The organism is Ruegeria sp. BG7 (assembly GCF_056535685.1).
Window position 1 is genome coordinate 3,418,253 of record NZ_JBQFIU010000001.1, and the last position, 17,200, is coordinate 3,435,452.

The 17,200-nt window shown below is 57.5% G+C and carries 15 protein-coding genes; 9 read left to right on the plus strand and 6 right to left on the minus strand.

Annotated elements, in window-relative coordinates:
• The first annotated feature begins 20 nt into the window (after nucleotides 1-20).
• A complete protein-coding gene (locus tag ACR3EH_RS16895; protein WP_171185767.1) occupies nucleotides 21-2,510 on the plus strand; it encodes a penicillin-binding protein 1A in 2,490 nt (829 codons plus the stop codon).
• On the opposite strand, the gene ACR3EH_RS16900 is transcribed toward ACR3EH_RS16895, so the two are convergent.
• Nucleotides 2,504-3,334, minus strand: coding sequence for an aminoglycoside phosphotransferase family protein (locus tag ACR3EH_RS16900; protein ID WP_171185766.1), 831 nt, complete (start codon nucleotides 3,332-3,334; stop codon nucleotides 2,504-2,506). The genes ACR3EH_RS16895 and ACR3EH_RS16900 overlap by 7 nt on opposite strands.
• A gap of 77 nt (nucleotides 3,335-3,411) precedes the next feature.
• Between ACR3EH_RS16900 and prfB the strand changes: the two genes are divergently transcribed.
• The 4 genes from prfB to ACR3EH_RS16920 all read left to right on the plus strand — a co-directional run bounded on the left by prfB (nucleotide 3,412) and on the right by ACR3EH_RS16920 (nucleotide 7,573).
• On the plus strand, nucleotides 3,412-4,539 hold the full coding sequence (gene prfB / locus ACR3EH_RS16905) for a peptide chain release factor 2 (RefSeq protein ID WP_171090621.1): 1,128 nt from the start codon (nucleotides 3,412-3,414) through the stop codon (nucleotides 4,537-4,539).
• 1 nt (nucleotide 4,540) lies between these two features.
• Nucleotides 4,541-5,245 (plus strand): M50 family metallopeptidase, encoded by a 705-nt coding sequence (locus ACR3EH_RS16910; protein WP_371732055.1) that lies wholly within the window; start codon nucleotides 4,541-4,543, stop codon nucleotides 5,243-5,245.
• A gap of 104 nt (nucleotides 5,246-5,349) precedes the next feature.
• On the plus strand, nucleotides 5,350-6,750 hold the full coding sequence (locus tag ACR3EH_RS16915; protein ID WP_171185764.1) for an amidase: 1,401 nt from the start codon (nucleotides 5,350-5,352) through the stop codon (nucleotides 6,748-6,750).
• A gap of 25 nt (nucleotides 6,751-6,775) precedes the next feature.
• Nucleotides 6,776-7,573 (plus strand): DUF2189 domain-containing protein, encoded by a 798-nt coding sequence (locus tag ACR3EH_RS16920; RefSeq protein WP_171185761.1) that lies wholly within the window; start codon nucleotides 6,776-6,778, stop codon nucleotides 7,571-7,573.
• Here ACR3EH_RS16920 and ACR3EH_RS16925 read toward each other — a convergent pair.
• From ACR3EH_RS16925 to ACR3EH_RS16935, 3 genes are all read right to left on the minus strand, one after another.
• Nucleotides 7,570-8,289 (minus strand): helix-turn-helix domain-containing protein, encoded by a 720-nt coding sequence (locus tag ACR3EH_RS16925; RefSeq protein WP_171185759.1) that lies wholly within the window; start codon nucleotides 8,287-8,289, stop codon nucleotides 7,570-7,572. The two genes, ACR3EH_RS16920 and ACR3EH_RS16925, sit on opposite strands and share 4 nt — an antisense overlap.
• A gap of 306 nt (nucleotides 8,290-8,595) precedes the next feature.
• Nucleotides 8,596-9,156 carry an acetolactate synthase small subunit gene (gene ilvN, locus ACR3EH_RS16930; RefSeq protein WP_170382781.1) on the minus strand — a complete coding sequence of 187 codons (561 nt, stop codon included), beginning with the start codon at nucleotides 9,154-9,156 and terminating at the stop codon, nucleotides 8,596-8,598.
• Between the two features lie 69 nt (nucleotides 9,157-9,225).
• Entirely contained in the window at nucleotides 9,226-10,977 is a 1,752-nt protein-coding gene (locus ACR3EH_RS16935; protein WP_171676096.1) for an acetolactate synthase 3 large subunit, read from the minus strand.
• A 423-nt stretch (nucleotides 10,978-11,400) separates the two neighbouring features.
• Here ACR3EH_RS16935 and ACR3EH_RS16940 point away from each other — a divergent pair, with 423 nt between their 5' ends.
• Complete coding sequence (locus ACR3EH_RS16940) at nucleotides 11,401-12,246, plus strand: HalD/BesD family halogenase (protein ID WP_171185758.1); 846 nt, start codon at nucleotides 11,401-11,403, stop codon at nucleotides 12,244-12,246.
• Nucleotides 12,247-12,292: 46 nt separating this feature from the next.
• Nucleotides 12,293-12,676, plus strand: a complete 384-nt coding sequence (locus ACR3EH_RS16945; protein WP_171090609.1) for a bleomycin resistance protein — start codon at nucleotides 12,293-12,295, stop codon at nucleotides 12,674-12,676.
• Nucleotides 12,677-12,742: 66 nt separating this feature from the next.
• Here the strand turns inward: ACR3EH_RS16945 and ACR3EH_RS16950 are convergent, their stop codons facing one another.
• Nucleotides 12,743-13,390: a response regulator transcription factor gene (locus tag ACR3EH_RS16950; protein WP_171185756.1), complete on the minus strand. Its 648-nt coding sequence runs from the start codon at nucleotides 13,388-13,390 to the stop codon at nucleotides 12,743-12,745.
• Nucleotides 13,387-14,820 carry a cache domain-containing protein gene (locus ACR3EH_RS16955; RefSeq protein WP_171185753.1) on the minus strand — a complete coding sequence of 478 codons (1,434 nt, stop codon included), beginning with the start codon at nucleotides 14,818-14,820 and terminating at the stop codon, nucleotides 13,387-13,389. The genes ACR3EH_RS16950 and ACR3EH_RS16955 overlap by 4 nt, the downstream gene beginning before the upstream one ends.
• A 245-nt stretch (nucleotides 14,821-15,065) precedes the next feature.
• On the opposite strand from ACR3EH_RS16955, the gene ACR3EH_RS16960 reads away from it, so the two are divergent.
• Nucleotides 15,066-16,148: a TRAP transporter substrate-binding protein gene (locus ACR3EH_RS16960; protein WP_171090603.1), complete on the plus strand. Its 1,083-nt coding sequence runs from the start codon at nucleotides 15,066-15,068 to the stop codon at nucleotides 16,146-16,148.
• A gap of 120 nt (nucleotides 16,149-16,268) precedes the next feature.
• Nucleotides 16,269-17,195, plus strand: coding sequence for a TRAP transporter small permease subunit (locus tag ACR3EH_RS16965; protein WP_171090601.1), 927 nt, complete (start codon nucleotides 16,269-16,271; stop codon nucleotides 17,193-17,195).
• Nucleotides 17,196-17,200: the final 5 nt, after the last annotated feature.

Here is a 17,200-nt window from a genome sequence, read left to right on the forward strand (position 1 = left end):
CGCGAGAAAAAGGCAGTAACGTGATCCGGTTCATTCTTTCGTTTTTCGGGGCTATCTTCAGCCTCGTAACTTTGGGTATTTTCATGGCCGCACTGGTAATCGGTGCGGTGTTTTGGATGTATGGGCGCGACCTGCCCAGCCATGAATCACTGGCACAGTACAAGCCTCCGACCATCAGCCGGATCTATTCGGGCGAAGGTCAGCTGATCGACGAATTCGCGCAAGAGCGTCGTCTGTTCACCCCATCCGAGGAAATTCCTGATCTGGTGAAGCAGGCTTTTATCTCGGCGGAAGACAAGAACTTTTACACCCATCAGGGATATGACCCGCGTGGTATCATCGCCGCGGGGGTTGAGGCCGTGCGCAGCAAGGGCGAAACCGTGCGCGGGGCCTCGACCATCACCCAGCAGGTGATGAAGAACTTCCTGCTATCGGGTGACCGCCGAGCTGAACGCAAGATCAAGGAAATCATCCTCGCCACCCGGCTTGAGGATACCTTGGACAAGGAACAGATCCTCGAGCTTTACATGAACGAGATCTTTCTGGGTCAGAACTCGTACGGTGTGACGGCTGCGGCGCAGACCTATTTCAACAAGACCTTGCAGGAACTTGCTCCGCATGAGGCCGCGATGTTGGCCGCAATGCCAAAGGCACCGTCGGATTACCACCCGGTTCGCCAAAAAGAACGCCTTCTGGCCCGCCGCAACTATGTGCTGCGTGAGATGAACCAGAACGGCTATATTGATCAGGCGACCTATGAGGTCGAAGTCGAAATGCCGCTGCGTTCGGTGCAGAACGGTGACTTTGAAAGTTTCCGCACCGCTTTGCCGCCGCGGGACTATTTCACCGACGAAATCCGCCGCCAGTTGAGCGAGGATTTTGGCGAAGGCGAGTTCTTTACCGGCGGCTTTACGGTTCGTGCGTCTGTGGACGAAGAAATGCAGATCGAAGCTGCCAAAGCCCTGCGTACCGCGCTGCAGAAATACGACCGCTCACGCGGCAGATGGCGTGGAACCGGCGAAGTGATCCCGGAAGAAACGTTGACGGATGAGGCGCAGTGGCGCGAAGCGTTGTCGGTCATGGAAATTCCACGCGATGTGGTGCTACCGACCCGATGGTATCCTGCGGTCGTCTTGAATGTCGAGGACCAGCAACTCACGGTCGGGATCGAAAACGGGCCTGCGGATGGTGTTGTCCCACGTTCAGACATCAAATGGATGCAGGGCGATTTTGCAGCGAACTTCAAACGCGGTGACGTGATCCTTGTCATGGCTGGGGAAGAGGGGCAGTGGTCCGCCCGACAGGTGCCCGAAGTGCAGGGCGGCTTTGTTGCGATGGATGTGAACTCGGGGCGTGTTCTGGCGATGCAGGGCGGGTTCTCTTATCAGGACACAGTGTTCAACCGCGCCACGCAGGCACAGCGTCAGCCCGGATCGTCCTTTAAGCCCTTCGTCTATGCCGCCGCACTGGACAGTGGCTATAGCCCCGCAACCATCGTTGTGGATGCCCCGATTGAGGTGAACACGCCACAGGGTCTGTGGCGTCCCAAGAACTCGTCGAACAAGTTCTACGGACCGACGCCGCTGCGCACCGGGATCGAGCAGTCGCGGAACCTGATGACCATCCGTCTGGCGCAAGAAGTCACGATGCCGGTGGTTGCAGGCTATGCGGAACGCTTTGGCGTCTACGACCGGATGGGAGCATTCCTTGCCAACTCGCTGGGGTCCGAAGAGACGACGCTTTACAAGATGGTGGCCGCCTATGCGATGTTTGCCAATGGCGGTCAGCGGGTCGAACCCACTCTGGTCGACCGTATTCAGGACCGTTTCGGCAAAACCATCTATCGCCACGACGACCGTCAGTGTCTGGATTGCGATTCCACATGGATGGCCGCTGATGAATCTCCGACCCTTGTGACGGACCGCCCTCAGGTGATGGATGCGATCACAGCCTATCAGTTGACCTCAATGATGACGGGCGTTGTGGATCGTGGCACTGCTTCGCGTTATGTCAACCTGCCGGTTCCGACAGCGGGAAAGACCGGAACCACCAATGAATCCAAGGATGCGTGGTTCATCGGATTTACCTCGAACATCGTGGCGGGATGCTACATCGGCTACGACCGACCGCGTCCGATGGGTCGGGGGGCATATGGTGGCACGATGTGTGGCCCTGTGTTCCAAAGCTTCATGGAAAAAGCTGTCGAGAAATACGGCGGCGGTCCGTTCGAAGTGCCGGAAGGCGGTCATTTCATCAAGATCGACCGTTTCAGTGGCGCGCGGCTGCCTGACGATGCCAGCGGTGACTATGTTGTTGCTGAATTCTTCCGTGATGGCGTCGATGGCTTTATCGACCGCGTCTACGACGGCGGATTTGCCATCGGTTCGGACCTTCCTTTGTTTGAGGAAGTGCAGCGCGCAGGCGTGCAGGTTCAGACCTCGACAGGTCAGACGGTCACTGTCGGGCCCAAAGCCACGCAGGGCGACCTGAGTACTGGCGGGCTTTACTGACCAGATTGACGCAGAAGCAGAGACAAAAGATCTGCTTCAGGATCGTTATCGATTGCACCGTCCGATCGCCAGTAAATGGACAAGGCGCATTTGACGGCGGCCCATTGGGCCAGCTGTTCCTTTGGTACTCTCAGCGCTTTGGAGTAGAGCGACAGGCAGGTTTCGATCTGCTGAGGATCACGCACCAAATCTGGCATTCCTTTTGGGTGGCGTAATGCATTTGCCAGCTCAAACGTCGGGTCTCCGACATACCCTTTGGCATCGAAAACCCGTGGGCCTGCATCGGTCATGATGATGTTGTCAGGGTGAAGATCCCCGTGAAGGGGCACTGTCGCTGGTTGGCTGTTCAACAAATACCGGCCCATGGCCATGGCGGACAGCATGTCATTGCGCAGAAAGGCTGGGCATGTTGGCGCAAAAGCGCAATTAAATAACGGGGTGAAAACCTGGCCCAGGGGTCTCAAACCCTGAACCCGGGCGGTGGGCTTTCCATGCAGACGCGTTGCAGTTTCGGCAAGGATTCTCGTGGCGTCATCGGGGCGCCCCGAACGCGCAATGTCACCCAATGACGGACCATCCAGCCATTCCATCAGAACAGCGTTCCGCTCTTCGTTGAAAATACGAACCGCACCCCGGTCTCGCCACGCATTCAACAGCGCGCTGCCGGGTGCTTCGTTGCCGCGATCCTGTGTGCGATAGAGTTTCAATGCGGCGGGTCCGTGTTTCGATAACACTTTCCAAACCCGCACCTGACCGGTCTCGGCAACCAGCTCTGGCTGCCGCAGGTTCCATTCGTCCAGAAACTCGTCGCATGTGCTTTGCATTCGCGTCCGGCCCGTCTTGTGGTGTCTCGCACCTCTTGCTATCACGCAAGCCTGATTGAGCAAGTTGGGACAAGACCATGCGCGCCGAAACCCAGAACATCGTGGCGGAAATCGAAAAGTCGCTGGAGCTGCTGGCGCAGCGTATGGACTATGAAACCGCGCCGCATCGCCTTGAGGAATTCAACGCGCGTGTCGAAGATCCGAACCTGTGGGACAACCCTGAAAACGCGCAGAAGCTGATGCGCGAACGGCAGATGCTGGTCGACGCCATCGAGACCTATGAAACCATCAAGACCGATCTCAGCGACAATATCGAGCTGATCGAACTGGGCGAGATGGAAGAGGATGAAGAGGTCGTTCAGGACGCCGAAGCTGCGATCAAGGCGCTACAGGGCAAAGCCGCCAAGAAAGAGCTTGAAGCGCTGCTGGACGGTGAGGCCGACAGCAACGACACGTTCCTCGAAATCAACTCGGGCGCAGGTGGTACCGAAAGCTGTGACTGGGCTTCGATGCTGGCGCGGATGTACGTTCGCTGGGCCGAGAAAAAGGGCTATACGGTTGAGCTGCAGTCCGAAACGGCAGGCGAAGAGGCGGGCATCAAATCTGCCGCGTACAAGATCTCGGGCCACAACGCTTATGGCTGGCTGAAATCGGAAAGCGGTGTACACCGGCTGGTGCGGATTTCGCCTTTTGACTCGGCGGCGAAGCGCCATACCTCGTTCAGTTCGGTCTGGGTCTACCCGGTGGTGGATGACAATATCGAGATCGAGGTGAACCCGGCGGATATTCGCATCGACACGTATCGGTCATCCGGCGCAGGTGGTCAGCACGTCAACACCACGGACTCGGCGGTACGGATAACGCACATTCCAACCGGGATTGTGGTGACCTCGTCCGAGAAATCGCAACACCAGAACCGCGATATCGCCATGAAGGCCCTGAAATCGCGCCTGTATCAACAGGAACTGGACCGTCGGAACGCGGATATCAACGCCGCGCATGAGGCCAAAGGCGATGCCGGTTGGGGCAACCAGATCCGGTCCTACGTGTTGCAGCCGTACCAGATGGTCAAGGATCTGCGCACGAACCATGAGACTTCGGACACCAAGGGCGTGCTGGATGGCGATCTGGACGGTTTCATGGCTGCAACGCTGGCTCTGAACGTGGCAGGTAAAAGCCGGTCCGAGGCGCAGGGCGACAGCTAAGGTGAAGCGCCAAAGCTCTTTTCTGAATTTGTTGAAAGGGCACTGGCAGCTTATTGCGATCACCACATTGGTTTTTCTGCTTTGGAACACTCCCGCTGTGGTTCCGCTGAAAATTCTGATCGTCTTTCTGCACGAGCTGTCTCACGCCGTGACGATAATTTTGACCGGCGGCTCGGTCGAAAGCTTTTCGATCTCACCACAGCAGGGTGGGCTGGTGATCGGTTGGGGTGGCAACCGGTTTCTCAGCCTGTCCGCCGGGTATCTTGGCTCGCTTTTGCTGGGCATGGGCCTTTTGATCATTGCATTGCGCACGCGGGCTGACCGTGCCGTTCTGGCAGGTTTTGGCGGGGTCATGTGTTTGGTAGCTGTGCTTTACATCCGCGATCTGTTTGCACTTGTGTTTTGTATCGGCGTCGGGTCGGCGATGATCGCCACCGCCTGGTATCTACGCCGCGAGCTCAGCGACCTTGTGCTGCGCGTCATCGGGTTGACCAGCGTGATCTATGTGCCGTTCGACATCTTTGACGACACGATCCGGCGTTCTGGGATGCGGTCCGATGCGTTCATGTTGGCCGAGGAGTTCGGCGGAACAACAATGATGTGGGGCGGGATGTGGTTGGTGCTGAGTGCCCTCGCGATTTATCTGTGCCTGCGTCATTGCCTTGGGCCGGACAGCAACTTGCATTTTGGTCGTACAGCAAGGTGAAGTGTTCCAGTGCTGTGGTGGCGAAAAGATACATTTAAACAGTGGGTTTAAATGAGCTGAACCGCTCGCTAGGCTGTTGAAGACGAACAACAGACTGGCGTGTTATGGATCTGACCCGGATATCGGCCGCAGAGCTTTTGAAACAACTTACAACGCGGCAGGTTTCAGCCACGGACGTGATGCGTGCCACACTTGATCGTATCGCGGCGGTGAATGGCGATGTGAATGCCATCGTTGCGCTGCGCGATGAGAGTGCGTTGATGGACGAGGCGCGCAAGCACGACAGTGGCCCAATCACCGGCCCGCTGCACGGGCTGCCAATTGCGGTCAAGGATTTGGTCAATGTGGCCGGTGTGGTCTCGTCTCATGGATCACCGCTGTTCAAGGGTGTCGTGCCGGACAGTGACGATCTGATTGCCGCCCGGATGCGGGACGCAGGTGCGATCCTGATCGGAAAGACCAACACGCCGGAATTCGGATTGGGCTCGCACACATTCAACCCGGTTTATGGTGCGACGCGCAACCCGTATGACGCCAACCATACCTGCGGGGGTTCGTCCGGTGGGGCGGCGGTGGCCCTGGCCATGGGTATGGTGGCGCTGGCAGACGGATCCGACATGATGGGCAGTCTGCGTAACCCAGCGGCCTGGAACAATATCTACGGCTTTCGCCCAAGCTGGGGCAGGGTGCCGTCTGATCCTGTCGGCGACAGCTTTCTGCATCAATTGTCAACACTTGGCCCTATGGCCCGCAGCCCCGAGGATCTGGGCATTTTGCTCGACGTGATTTCAGGACCAGACCCGCGCCTGCCTTTAGCCTCTGAAAGTACTCTGGTGTCGCCGGTGACACCGGCGGACATGCAGGGGCTGCGGATCGGTTGGCTTGGGGATTGGGGCGGGGCGTTCCCGATCGAGCCTGGCATTCTCGACCTTTGCAAAGATGCGTTGGCCGTGTGTGAAAGCCTTGGCGCTGATGTGCAAGACGTGGATCCGCCCTTCGATGCTGAACAGCTTTGGACAAGTTGGATCACGCTGCGGTCGTTCAGCGTTGCGGCGGGGTTGGAGCCCTTGGCCGCACAAAAGGATCATCTGAAAGATACCGCACAATGGGAACTGGATCGCGGCCTGTCCATGCGCGCGATGGAGGTGCAGCACGCCAGCGTTATCCGCTCGGACTGGTTCCGCTGCGCGGCGGACCTGTTCACTCGGTTTGACGCACTGGTTTTGCCATCCGCACAGGTCTGGCCCTTCGGGATCGAGACCCCGTACCCGACCAGCATCGCGGGTCGGGCCATGGATACCTATCACCGGTGGATGCACGTCACAGTGCCGGTCAGCCTGATTGGATTGCCCTGTTTGGCTGCGCCTGCTGGCTTTGGGTCAAACGGATTGCCGATGGGGTTCCAGCTGTTTGGACCAAGAGGCTCAGACAAGAAACTACTGTCAATTGGGGCGGCCTATCATGCCGAAACCAAATGGCCAAATAAGAGACCGGCGATGCCATAACGCCGGACAGGGAGGAGAGGACATCATGGACAAGCCTTTTGGAGTGCCGGAAATGCGACCGGTCGATACCGACATGCTGCGCACGGCATTGCAGCGCGCATGGGCCGATTTCCGTCGCGCACCTTTATTCGGGCTGATCTTTGCGGGTTTTTACGTGCTGGCGGGCTGGGCCATGGCGTGGGTGACAGTGCAGACCGGAACAACCTTCTGGCTGGTGCTGGCGGCCATCGGGTTTCCGTTGATCGGACCTTTCGCAGCGGTCGGGCTTTACGAGGTCTCGCACCGGGTTGAGCAGGGTGATCCTCTGGATTTTGCTGCGATCTTTGGTGTGGTGCTACAGCAGAGCCGCAGGCAGTTGCCGTCGATCTGCGCGATCATCGTCGTGATGTTTCTGTTCTGGTTCTTTTTAGGGCACATGATCTTTGCCTTGTTTCTGGGGCTGGCCACGATGACCAACATTTCGACCTCAACCGAAGTCTTCTTCACTCTGAACGGCCTGACCATGCTGGCCGTTGGAACGGCGGTAGGGGCGATCTTTGCGACCGTTCTGTATATGATCACCGTTCTGTCGATCCCGTTGCTGCTGGATCGTGAACTGGATTTTGTTACAGCCATGATCACAAGCTTTTCCTACGTAAAGGAAAACCTGTTTGTCATGCTGGGCTGGGGCGCCTTTATTGCGGTTGTAACGTTCGTGGCGATGGTGCCGTGGTTTCTGGGGTTGTTAGTTGTGCTGCCTTTGCTCGGCCACGCCAGCTGGCATCTGTATCGGCAGATCACGCAGGGTGATGGTCGGCCGGAAGCCGCAACCGCGACCGATTAGAAATGCTGCGCCAGATTGTTTGTGGACAGGCGCGCAGCGGCAAAAATCGCGGCCGAGTCGTGCCCCAGATACTTGAGGACTACCGGTTCCGGGTTGGATGTATCGGCCGAGTTGACCACAGATCCGCGCCATTGAACCGCGGTTCCCGTGGCATCGGGTGAGATCAGATAGACCCGGCTGTTATGCCCGCCCCGCTGGGATGTCAGCATGTACACGGTATCGCCGCTACAGGCTGCGATCCCTTGTATTTCACGTGCCTGTGGCGGGGCTTCGGGCATTGCGGCACGCGAAACATAGCCCCGTATCAAGGTGCATTGGGTCAGTGGTCGGGCGTGCAACAATGTCATGCGATGCTCGTCCGAAAGGCTTTCGATCACCGCATAAAACCCGGGTGCAAACGGCGATTTCTCAATCGCGTCTGACCCGGAGCCCAGAAACTCGGTCAGGGCTGAGGTTGCCGGGTGACTTTCTGACTTTTCGATCTCATCCAGCGGTTTCAGAAGGATGCGGGCGTCCACGTCGAAAAAACGACAGATCCGGTCCAGAACATCCGGTCGGGGCACGCTTTCTCCAGAGAGATACCTGTTAAACTGCGTCCGGTTCACCCCGAGTTTGCGACACAGGGCCGAGATCGAGCGATGTTGCTGCGCCAAGCGCCGAAGATTCTCGCTGAACATTGCGCGTAGCTCTTCAGGACTGCGGGTATCGTCGGTCATGGCCGTCCAAGTGTTGCTTTGCCTTCGGATGAAACCAACTGAACACCACGGCCAAAGCCAGTTGAACAGTGATAAATCGCACAGAATAACCCCAAGCAACGTATCCCCACGTCGCGTTGCACACCCAACGCTAGCGCCGTATAGCGCAAAGGCAATAGGCTTTATCTGAAAATGACTGATCTTTATCCGGAAGCTCGGGCCCCTATTGCAATTATAGCGCAACAAGGCCACGTGGGCGGCGAGCGCATTGCGCCGCCAACCCATGAAGTATCCCCGCCCCAAATTACCTCGGAACGGGAACGAAGTTTAATCGCCGCGCAGCAACGCTGCGACACCGGTCCGCGCGATCTCGACAAGGCCCAACGGGCGCATGAGATCGGCAAACGCATCGATCTTGTCAGGCGCGCCGGTGATTTCAAAGATGAACGAGTTGAGCGTGCTGTCCACCACATTGGCGCGGAAAATATCGGCCAGGCGCAACGCCTCGACCCGTTTGTCTCCTTCACCAACCACTTTGATGATGGCCAATTCCCGTTCGACCGATGGGCCTTCGACCGTCAGATCATGCACATCATGCACGGTCACGATCCGGCCCAACTGCGCCTTGATCTGCTCGATTACCTGAGGGGTTCCGGTGGTGACGATGGTGATGCGGCTGAGATGGCCGGTGTGATCCACCTCGGCCACGGTCAGGCTTTCGATGTTATAGCCACGGCCTGAGAACAATCCGATCACACGGGCCAGAACGCCGGGTTCGTTTTCGACCAGAACCGCGATTGTATGGCGTTCCTGTACGTCCGAGAAGGTGGGGCGTAGGTTATAGGCAGAATGGCGGGTAGAGCCTTTTTTGATATGTAGGGCAGACATTTATGTCCCTTTCATCATCCTTGAGATGCCGGGCGCAACAAGGCGCCCGACTAAATCCGTCGAATTGCGTTAAACCAGAACCGAACCTTTAGAGTCGATCACGCCCTGCGTCTCGGCCTCGCCCAGCAGCATCTCGTTATGGGCCTTGCCCGACGGGATCATGGGGAAGCAGTTCTCGTGCTTTTCAACCAGACAGTCGAAGATCACCGGGCCGTCATAGGTGATCATTTCCATGATCGCATCGTCCAGATCGGCGGGCTCGGAACACAGGATGCCTTTCGCGCCAAACGCTTCAGCCAGCTTGACAAAATCGGGCAGGGCCTCGGACCAGCTGTGCGAATAGCGCTCGCCATGCAGCAACTCCTGCCACTGGCGGACCATGCCCAGACGTTCGTTGTTCAGGATGAACTGTTTCACCGGCAGGCGGTATTGAACCGCGGTGCCCATTTCCTGCATGTTCATCAGCCACGACGCTTCACCGGCCACATTGATCACCAGCGCGTCCGGGTGCGCCATCTGCACACCGATAGAGGCCGGGAAGCCGTAACCCATCGTGCCCAGACCGCCCGAGGTCATCCAGCGGTTGGGGTCTTCGAAGCCAAGGTACTGCGCGGCCCACATCTGATGCTGGCCCACTTCGGTGGTGATATAGCGGTCGTGCTTTTTGGTCAGTTCCTCAAGCCGTTGCAACGCGTGCTGAGGTTTGATGGTCTTTTCGCTGGCTGTGAAGGCAAGGCAGTTCACCTTGCGCCACTCAGAGATCTGCGCTTGCCATTGCTTGATAGCCGCCGCGTCGGTCTTGCGACCGCGCGCTTTCCAGACCTTCAGGATGTCTTCCAGCACATGGGCCACATCGCCCACGATCGGGATATCGACGCGGATCACCTTGTTGATGGAAGAGGGGTCAATATCGATATGCGCTTTCTTCGAGTTTGGAGAGAACGCATCGACGCGCCCTGTGATCCGGTCATCGAACCGTGCACCGATATTGATCATCAGGTCGCAGTCATGCATCGCAAGGTTGGCCTCATAGAGACCATGCATTCCCAACATGCCCAGCCAGTTTTCACCGGACGCCGGGTAGGCCCCCAATCCCATCAGGGTCGAGGTGACCGGGATACCGGTCGAATCGACCAGCTCACGCAGCAGTTGGCTGGCCGCGGGGCCCGAGTTGATCACGCCGCCACCTGTGTAGAAAACCGGCTTTTTGGCGGTTTCGATGGCGGCAACCAGCTCGGTGATTTCCTCAAGGTCGCCCTTCAATACCGGCTGGTAATGCGATGTCGAAGGCTTCGGGCTGGTGTATTCGCCGGACGCAAACTGAACGTCCTTGGGGATGTCGATCAACACAGGGCCGGGGCGGCCCGAGGTGGCGACATGGAACGCCTCATGCATGGTCTCGGCCAGCGAATCCGTGTCCTTCACCAGCCAGTTGTGCTTGGTGCAGGGGCGGGTGATGCCAACTGTGTCAGCCTCTTGAAACGCGTCTGATCCGATCATGAAAGTGGGAACCTGACCCGTCAGGACCACAATCGGGATCGAATCCATCAAAGCATCAGTCAGGCCGGTAACAGCGTTGGTGGCCCCGGGACCAGAGGTCACAAGCGCAACGCCGGGCTTGCCGGTCGAACGCGCATAGCCTTCGGCAGCGTGAACCGCACCTTGTTCGTGACGCACCAGAATGTGGCGAATGTCATTCTGCAGAAAGATCTCATCATAGATCGGTAGGACGGCGCCACCGGGGTATCCGAATACCGTGTCCACGCCCTGATCCTTGAGGGCCTGAACCACCATCTTTGCGCCGGTCATCTCACGTGTCATCTGCTTTGCTCCGTTCGCGACATGTGTCTTGCGTTTTGCCAAAAAAAAGCCCCCGATTTTTTCGGAGGCGCATGGGTTCGATTATGGTTTTCCGTTACCGGCCCATGCGCGTTTTTCCTACGATTACGACTAGCGCTTTCATCGCCAGAGGCTCCTTCTTTGCGTGCAGGGACATTATGGTCGGGGGGAAGGGGCGTCAACAGGCAAAATCGCAAATTTCCTGTCCTGAGGGTGGTATTTTGCGACATTTTATTGCGCAGATTGCCGCATGTTGGGAACTTCCGGGAAAGCGCGGCTCGATTCTCTGGTTTTGCCGTCGCATTTTGGGGTCTGAAAGCGTCAAGCCAATGTCTGAAATTGGCATGATCCGCCGATATGTCTGCTGCACGGTCATCCGTAGGGCGCATGCAAGGGAGGCGGAAAATGCTGCAAGACCTGGTAGACCTTGGACGGTACCCGATCGATTGCCCAGACTCTCCAGCCTATGATCGGTTGATCAGAGACCTGAGGCAGGAGCTGGAGCATGATGGGTGCGCGGTCCTGCCCGGGTTTGTGCATGAAAAAGGCATCGCGCTTTTGGCCGAGGAAGCCGATGCCGTTGCCCCCAACGCGCACCGCTCTTTCAGCCGCACAAATGCATATTTCACCAAGGACGATCCACGATTTGGTATCGGGCATCCGATACGTCGGTTCTATGAACGTTCAAACGCCTTTGTCCCGGCGGACAACTTCCATCAGTCCGGTCCCTTGCGGCGGATTTATGAGTTCGCGGACTTTCTGCCGTTCATTCGGGAAGCTCTGAATGAACCCGAGGATCGGTTCTTCCGCTATGATGATCCGCTTGCGGATGTGATCATCAACGTGGTGGAAGAAGGGCAGGGCTTTCCCTGGCACTTCGATACGAACAACTACACAGTGACCCTGGCCATCCAGAATGGCGAGGCAGGAGGGGCATTCGAATACGTTCCCAATCTTCGCACATCTGAAGACGAGAACTTTGCTCAGGTCGCCTCGGTTCTGGACGGCAACATGACGCGTGTTCACCAACTAGAGCTTCAGCCCGGGGATTTGCAGATTTTCAAGGGGAGGTATTCCCTGCACCGGGTGGCACCTGTCACCGGAACGCGACGCCGCTACGTCGGAATTTTCTCGTTTGTCGAAGCTGAAGGCATGTGCGGCGGGGTCGAGCGGACGCAGCAGCTTTATGGCCGTGTGTTGCCGCACCACTATGAACGCGCGGGTCTGCGCAAAGATCAATTGCTGGATTGAAAACCCGTCGTGGGTAAACTGAAGCGGTTCATGGTCGGAGCTTCAAATGCCTGAGATTTTGCAACTTACCCCATTCGTGCTGTGTTCGTCCTTACAGAACCAGATCGATTTCTACTGTGACCGACTTGGGTTTTCCTGCGGGTTCAGGCAGGAAAACTACGCCTTCCTGTCGCTCGGGTCGGTGGCTATTCGCTTGTTGGAATGTCCCGCGCGGGAAGACGGCAAGTCACTGGGCGACGATCAGTCGTTTTACATTGATGTCGACGATGTAGACGGCCTGTACGAAAGCCTGAAATCCGGGCTGGCTGATTTGCCCGAAGGGCGCGTGCGCCCGCCGTTTGACCAACCTTATCTTCAGCGCGAATTTCACGTTTTGGACGAGGACGGAACACTGGTGTTTTTTGGGCAGGACATAAGACCCCGGACCTGAGTACCCGCCCGGCGTCGACCTTCAGTCATGTAACTTCAAGTCAGACGCGCCGCGCGTGCGCGTAGATCAGAAGCCGACGCCAGTACCTTGCAGCACACCATGTTCCAGCGCATAGCGTGTCAGACCAGCGGTGGAAGAAATACCCAGTTTGCGCTTGATGTTCTTGCGGTGGGTCTCGACCGTGCGCACCGAAATCTCGAGTTTTTGGGCGACTTCCTTGTTGGATTTGCCCTGTGCAAGTTCCAGCAGGATCGTCTGTTCGCGCCCGGTCAGTGCCTCGCGCGCGCTGTCTTGTTTTGGTTTGAGGGACCCGCTGGCGCCTGTGCACAGGTATTGTTCGTCCTGCATAACGGCATCGATGGCCTGCTTGATCTCTTCGGTGGGTACATCCTTGAGAATATAGCCTTTGGCACCATGGCTGAGAGCTGTTGAGATGTATTCGGGACTATCATGCATCGACAGGATCAGGATGCGCGTTTCGGGAAGGCGTTCGAGGATGATTTCCGTCGCGCTGAGACCACCGAGACCGGGCATGTTTAGGTCCATCAGGATGACATCAGGGGCCAGGTCGACGGCCTGATCCACAGCCGCCTGACCACTACCGAGTGTGCCGACCACGTTGATGTCCTCATAGCTTTCCAGGATAGACTGGATGCCTTCGGCCACCATCGGGTGGTCGTCCACAATAAGAACCCGTGTGCTGTCAGAACTCATGTACCGGCCTTTCGGTTGGGAGTTGCGTCTTCCTGCGGCGGCAGAAGGTGGCTGAGCGGCAAGCTGGCTTCGATCACCGTTCCGCCTCGCGGTCCGCGTGATGACAGAATCCGCAACGATCCGTCAAGCTGTTCGATACGCTCCTGCATGTTGCGCAGGCCGATGCCTGTGGTTGCCGTCCCGGGCTCGGTGCGCAATCCGTGGCCGTTATCGGTGATCCGCATGGTCGCGCCTTTCTTATGTCCGCGCAGGTCTATCGTAACATGCGTAGCGCCGGAATGGCGTTCAATATTGGTCAGAGCCTCTTGGGCTATGCGGTAGAGGGCAATCTTGCTGTCCTGATCCAGCCGGTTGCGGAACACGACCGTCGAGAATTCGGTCTCAATCCCGGTGCGGTCGCGGAAATCGTCAGTCAGCGCTTTCAGTGCCGGCCCCAGGCCCAGATCGTCCAGCACACCCGGGCGAAGGTCGCGGCTGATGCGCCGTACCTCGGTAATGGCGGTGCCAAGGTGGTCGATCCCTTTTTCCAGCGGATCGCGCGCGCCGATATCGTCGCCGCGTGACAGACGGCGGCGGGCATTGTCCAGCGCATAGCGAACACCGACAAGGATTTGGCTGATGCCGTCGTGCAGCTCACGCGCGACCCGGCCACGTTCTTCTTCCTGCGCGTCGAAGACTCGTTGGGTCAGTTCTTTCAGCTTGGCGTCAGCCAACCGGCGTTCGCGAATGTTCAGCAACATGCCCGAGGCAAAAACGATGAGGACAGCCGCTAGCACGATTGCACCGATATACATGAAGGTGCGTTGTACACGGGCTTCGACCTCGGCCCGCGCGTTGGCCACTGTGGCGACAATGTCATCAATGAATACACCCGTGCCCACGACCCAACGCCAGTCCTGAAGCCCGACCACATAAGCGATCATCTGCGCCTCTTCCCCGGTCGACGGCTTTTGCCACATGAAGCTGTGCCAACCCGCCCCTTGGCGGGCGAGGCGAATGAATTCGTCGACGATGGGCGTGCCTTCGCTGTCGGTCAGCCCTTCCCAGTTCTGGTTGATGAACTGCGTCTGTCTGGGGCTGACCAAGTTGTTTCCGTCATAGTCATAAACAAAGAAGAACCCGTCCTGACCATAGATCATCGCCGAAAGGATTTGCGTGACCAGGTTTTTTGCCACCTCGTCATCGGGTTCAGCCCGACCATAGATGTAAGCAAACCCGTTACGCGCTTGCGTGACATAGTTGCGCAACTCTTCCTTCTTGGCCTCGATCAGGCTGCGCTCCAGTGCCTCGATCTCGCGCTCGGCTGTCGCGCGGGCCTCGTAAGCCACCAACACGGCGATTGCAGCCACAGCGACCACCAATGGGATCGCGGCCACCAGAGACAATTTCTGCGCATAGGTCAGCGAGACCAGTTGACGGAGTCTTTGCATAGTCGAATCGATACGCAAGCGGCGGCGAAAATGCAAAAGGAATGGGCAGGATCACCAAAATGGCGAGTTTTTTGCGATGTTTACTTGGAGGATGGTCAAAGAATCTGTGAAAAACGGCAAAAGAAACCGCCTGCCTACGCAGTAGTAGGTATTCCCATTCACATCACTGTCATTAGGCTGACGCGCATTGAATGCGACAGGTCCGGCTGTGCCGGATTATGACTATGAAGGGGAGGAACACTCATATGGATCGTCGTTCATTTCTGAAAAAATCCGCGCTGGGCGGATCAGCAGCTGCAGCAACCGCTCTGGCGGCACCGGCCTACGCTCAGGGCCAGCGCACGCTGACCATGGTGACCTCATGGGGTCGCGGTCTGGCGGGCGTGTTTGATAGCGCGCAGCGCTGTGCCGACAGCATCAACGCGATGTCTGATGGCAGCCTGAATGTTGAGATCAAAGCAGCCGGTGAACTGGTTGGCGCTTTCGAAGTGTTTGACGCGGTATCTTCCGGTCAGGCCGACATGTATCACGCCGCTGACTACTACTTTGTAGGTCAGCACCCGGGCTACGCGTTCTTTACCGCTGTGCCCTTTGGTATGACCGCGCAGGAACTGGTGAACTGGTACTACCATGATGGCGGCATGGAGTTGCATGATGAACTGGGCTCGATCTTTGGCCTGAAATCCTTCCTGGCGGGTAACACCGGCGCGCAGGCAGGCGGTTGGTACTCGAAAGAGATCAATGGCCCTGAGGATTTCCAGGGTCTTAAGTTCCGTATGCCAGGTCTGGGTGGTCAGGCGCTGGGTAAGCTGGGCGCATCCGTACAGAACATTCCGGGCTCGGAAGTGTATCAGGCGCTGTCCTCGGGTGCGATTGACGGCACCGAGTGGATCGGTCCCTGGGCGGACGAAAAGGCCGGTTTCCAGGAAATCACCAAAACTTACTACACCGCTGGCTTCCACGAGCCGGGTGCAGGTCTGTCGCTGGCGACCAACCGCGACGTGTTCGACAGCCTGACGCCGGCGCAGCAGAAGATCATCGAGATCGCCGCTGCCGAAGCGCACCAGTGGAACCTGGCGCAGTTCCTGGCCAACAACGGTGCAGCCCTGCAGCGTCTGCAATCCGGTGGCGTGAAGGTCATGGAATTCCCGGAAAGCGTTTGGGACGCCTTCGGTCAGGCTTCGCAAGAAGTTCTGGACGAAAACATGGGCGACGAGCTGTTCAAGAAGATCCACGACAGCGCCATGACGTCGATGGCAGCATCGTCCGCGTGGAACAACCTGTCGTCGGGTGTCTATACCGCTCAGCGCGACCGCGTTCGCGGCTAAACATCAGCCAATAAAGTAAACGGTTTCCCCGCAATCGCGGGGAAGCCTTTCCTGTTGCATATGCGCGGACCCATCATGCCGCTATAATAAGCAATGCAACTGACGCGACCCGGGGACAACATGCAGGACGACAACGGTATTTCGTTTTTCGGCGCCCTGTGGAATGGACTGATCTGGTTCATTCAGAACATTGCCGAAGCCTTCTATAATTTCGGATATGCGGTGACGCATCCGCAGCTGTGGCTGAACTGGTCGGACAAAGAAGCGATCATGCGCTTTGTCTACTATGGGGGCTCGGTCGAGTTCTTCTTTGTGGTCTTCACGCTGTTTTTGGTTCTGACGGCCATTGGCCTCTACTATCGGAACTTTATGTGGGGCATGGTTCGAGGGCTGGAAGGGTTCGCAAACGTCACCGGGCGTTTCTTTGCCTGGGCAGGTCTTCTGATGGTTATTCAGCAGATCGTCATCGTATTCATGCAACGCGTGTTCACACGGGCCGACATGGCCTTTGGCCTGGGTATACCGTTTCAGAAGGATATCAGTTGGTTCGCGGAAGAACTTAAACTCTACAACGCAATGGTCGTGTGCCTGTGCTGCACATACACTTTCGTTCAGGGCGGACATGTTCGGGTTGACCTGATCTATGCAGGCATCAGCCACCGCGCCAAGCGCGTTGTCGATATGTGCGGCGCGATGCTGTTCATGATGCCCATGGCAGTGCTGACATGGATGTACGGCTGGTACTTTATGTGGCGGCACCTGATTGTGCCGAAGCCTTCGGCCAGTGACACCTTGGATCGTCTCGTGGCCAAGTCACGCGCACTGCGCTGGAACGTTGAAACCATCGGGTTCAGTCCCAACGGGTTCAACGCGTATTTCCTGTTCAAGATCCTGCTGGTGCTGTTTGCAGGCATGGTGTTCCTGCACGCGATTGCCTTCCTGTGGCGGTCGTATCTGGAATACGTGGAAGGGCCGGAAAGCGCCGGAAAATACCTCGACAAGGACAGCCTTGGCGAGGGCGAAGAAGCCTATGAAGGCGCACATTAAGGACG

Excerpts from the sequence above, each read along its gene's own strand:
- ACR3EH_RS16925 (WP_171185759.1), bottom strand. The coding sequence starts at position 8,289 with ATGACCGACGATACCCGCAGTCCTGAAGAGCTACGCGCAATGTTCAGC.
- ACR3EH_RS16920 (WP_171185761.1), top strand. The coding sequence starts at position 6,776 with ATGGACAAGCCTTTTGGAGTGCCGGAAATGCGACCGGTCGATACCGAC.
- ACR3EH_RS16900 (WP_171185766.1), bottom strand. The coding sequence starts at position 3,334 with ATGCAAAGCACATGCGACGAGTTTCTGGACGAATGGAACCTGCGGCAG.
- ACR3EH_RS16965 (WP_171090601.1), top strand. The coding sequence starts at position 16,269 with ATGCAGGACGACAACGGTATTTCGTTTTTCGGCGCCCTGTGGAATGGA.
- prfB (WP_171090621.1), top strand. The coding sequence starts at position 3,412 with ATGCGCGCCGAAACCCAGAACATCGTGGCGGAAATCGAAAAGTCGCTG.
- ACR3EH_RS16915 (WP_171185764.1), top strand. The coding sequence starts at position 5,350 with ATGGATCTGACCCGGATATCGGCCGCAGAGCTTTTGAAACAACTTACA.
- ACR3EH_RS16950 (WP_171185756.1), bottom strand. The coding sequence starts at position 13,390 with ATGAGTTCTGACAGCACACGGGTTCTTATTGTGGACGACCACCCGATG.
- ACR3EH_RS16960 (WP_171090603.1), top strand. The coding sequence starts at position 15,066 with ATGGATCGTCGTTCATTTCTGAAAAAATCCGCGCTGGGCGGATCAGCA.
- ACR3EH_RS16945 (WP_171090609.1), top strand. The coding sequence starts at position 12,293 with ATGCCTGAGATTTTGCAACTTACCCCATTCGTGCTGTGTTCGTCCTTA.
- ACR3EH_RS16955 (WP_171185753.1), bottom strand. The coding sequence starts at position 14,820 with ATGCAAAGACTCCGTCAACTGGTCTCGCTGACCTATGCGCAGAAATTG.
- ACR3EH_RS16935 (WP_171676096.1), bottom strand. The coding sequence starts at position 10,977 with ATGACACGTGAGATGACCGGCGCAAAGATGGTGGTTCAGGCCCTCAAG.
- ilvN (WP_170382781.1), bottom strand. The coding sequence starts at position 9,156 with ATGTCTGCCCTACATATCAAAAAAGGCTCTACCCGCCATTCTGCCTAT.
- ACR3EH_RS16940 (WP_171185758.1), top strand. The coding sequence starts at position 11,401 with ATGCTGCAAGACCTGGTAGACCTTGGACGGTACCCGATCGATTGCCCA.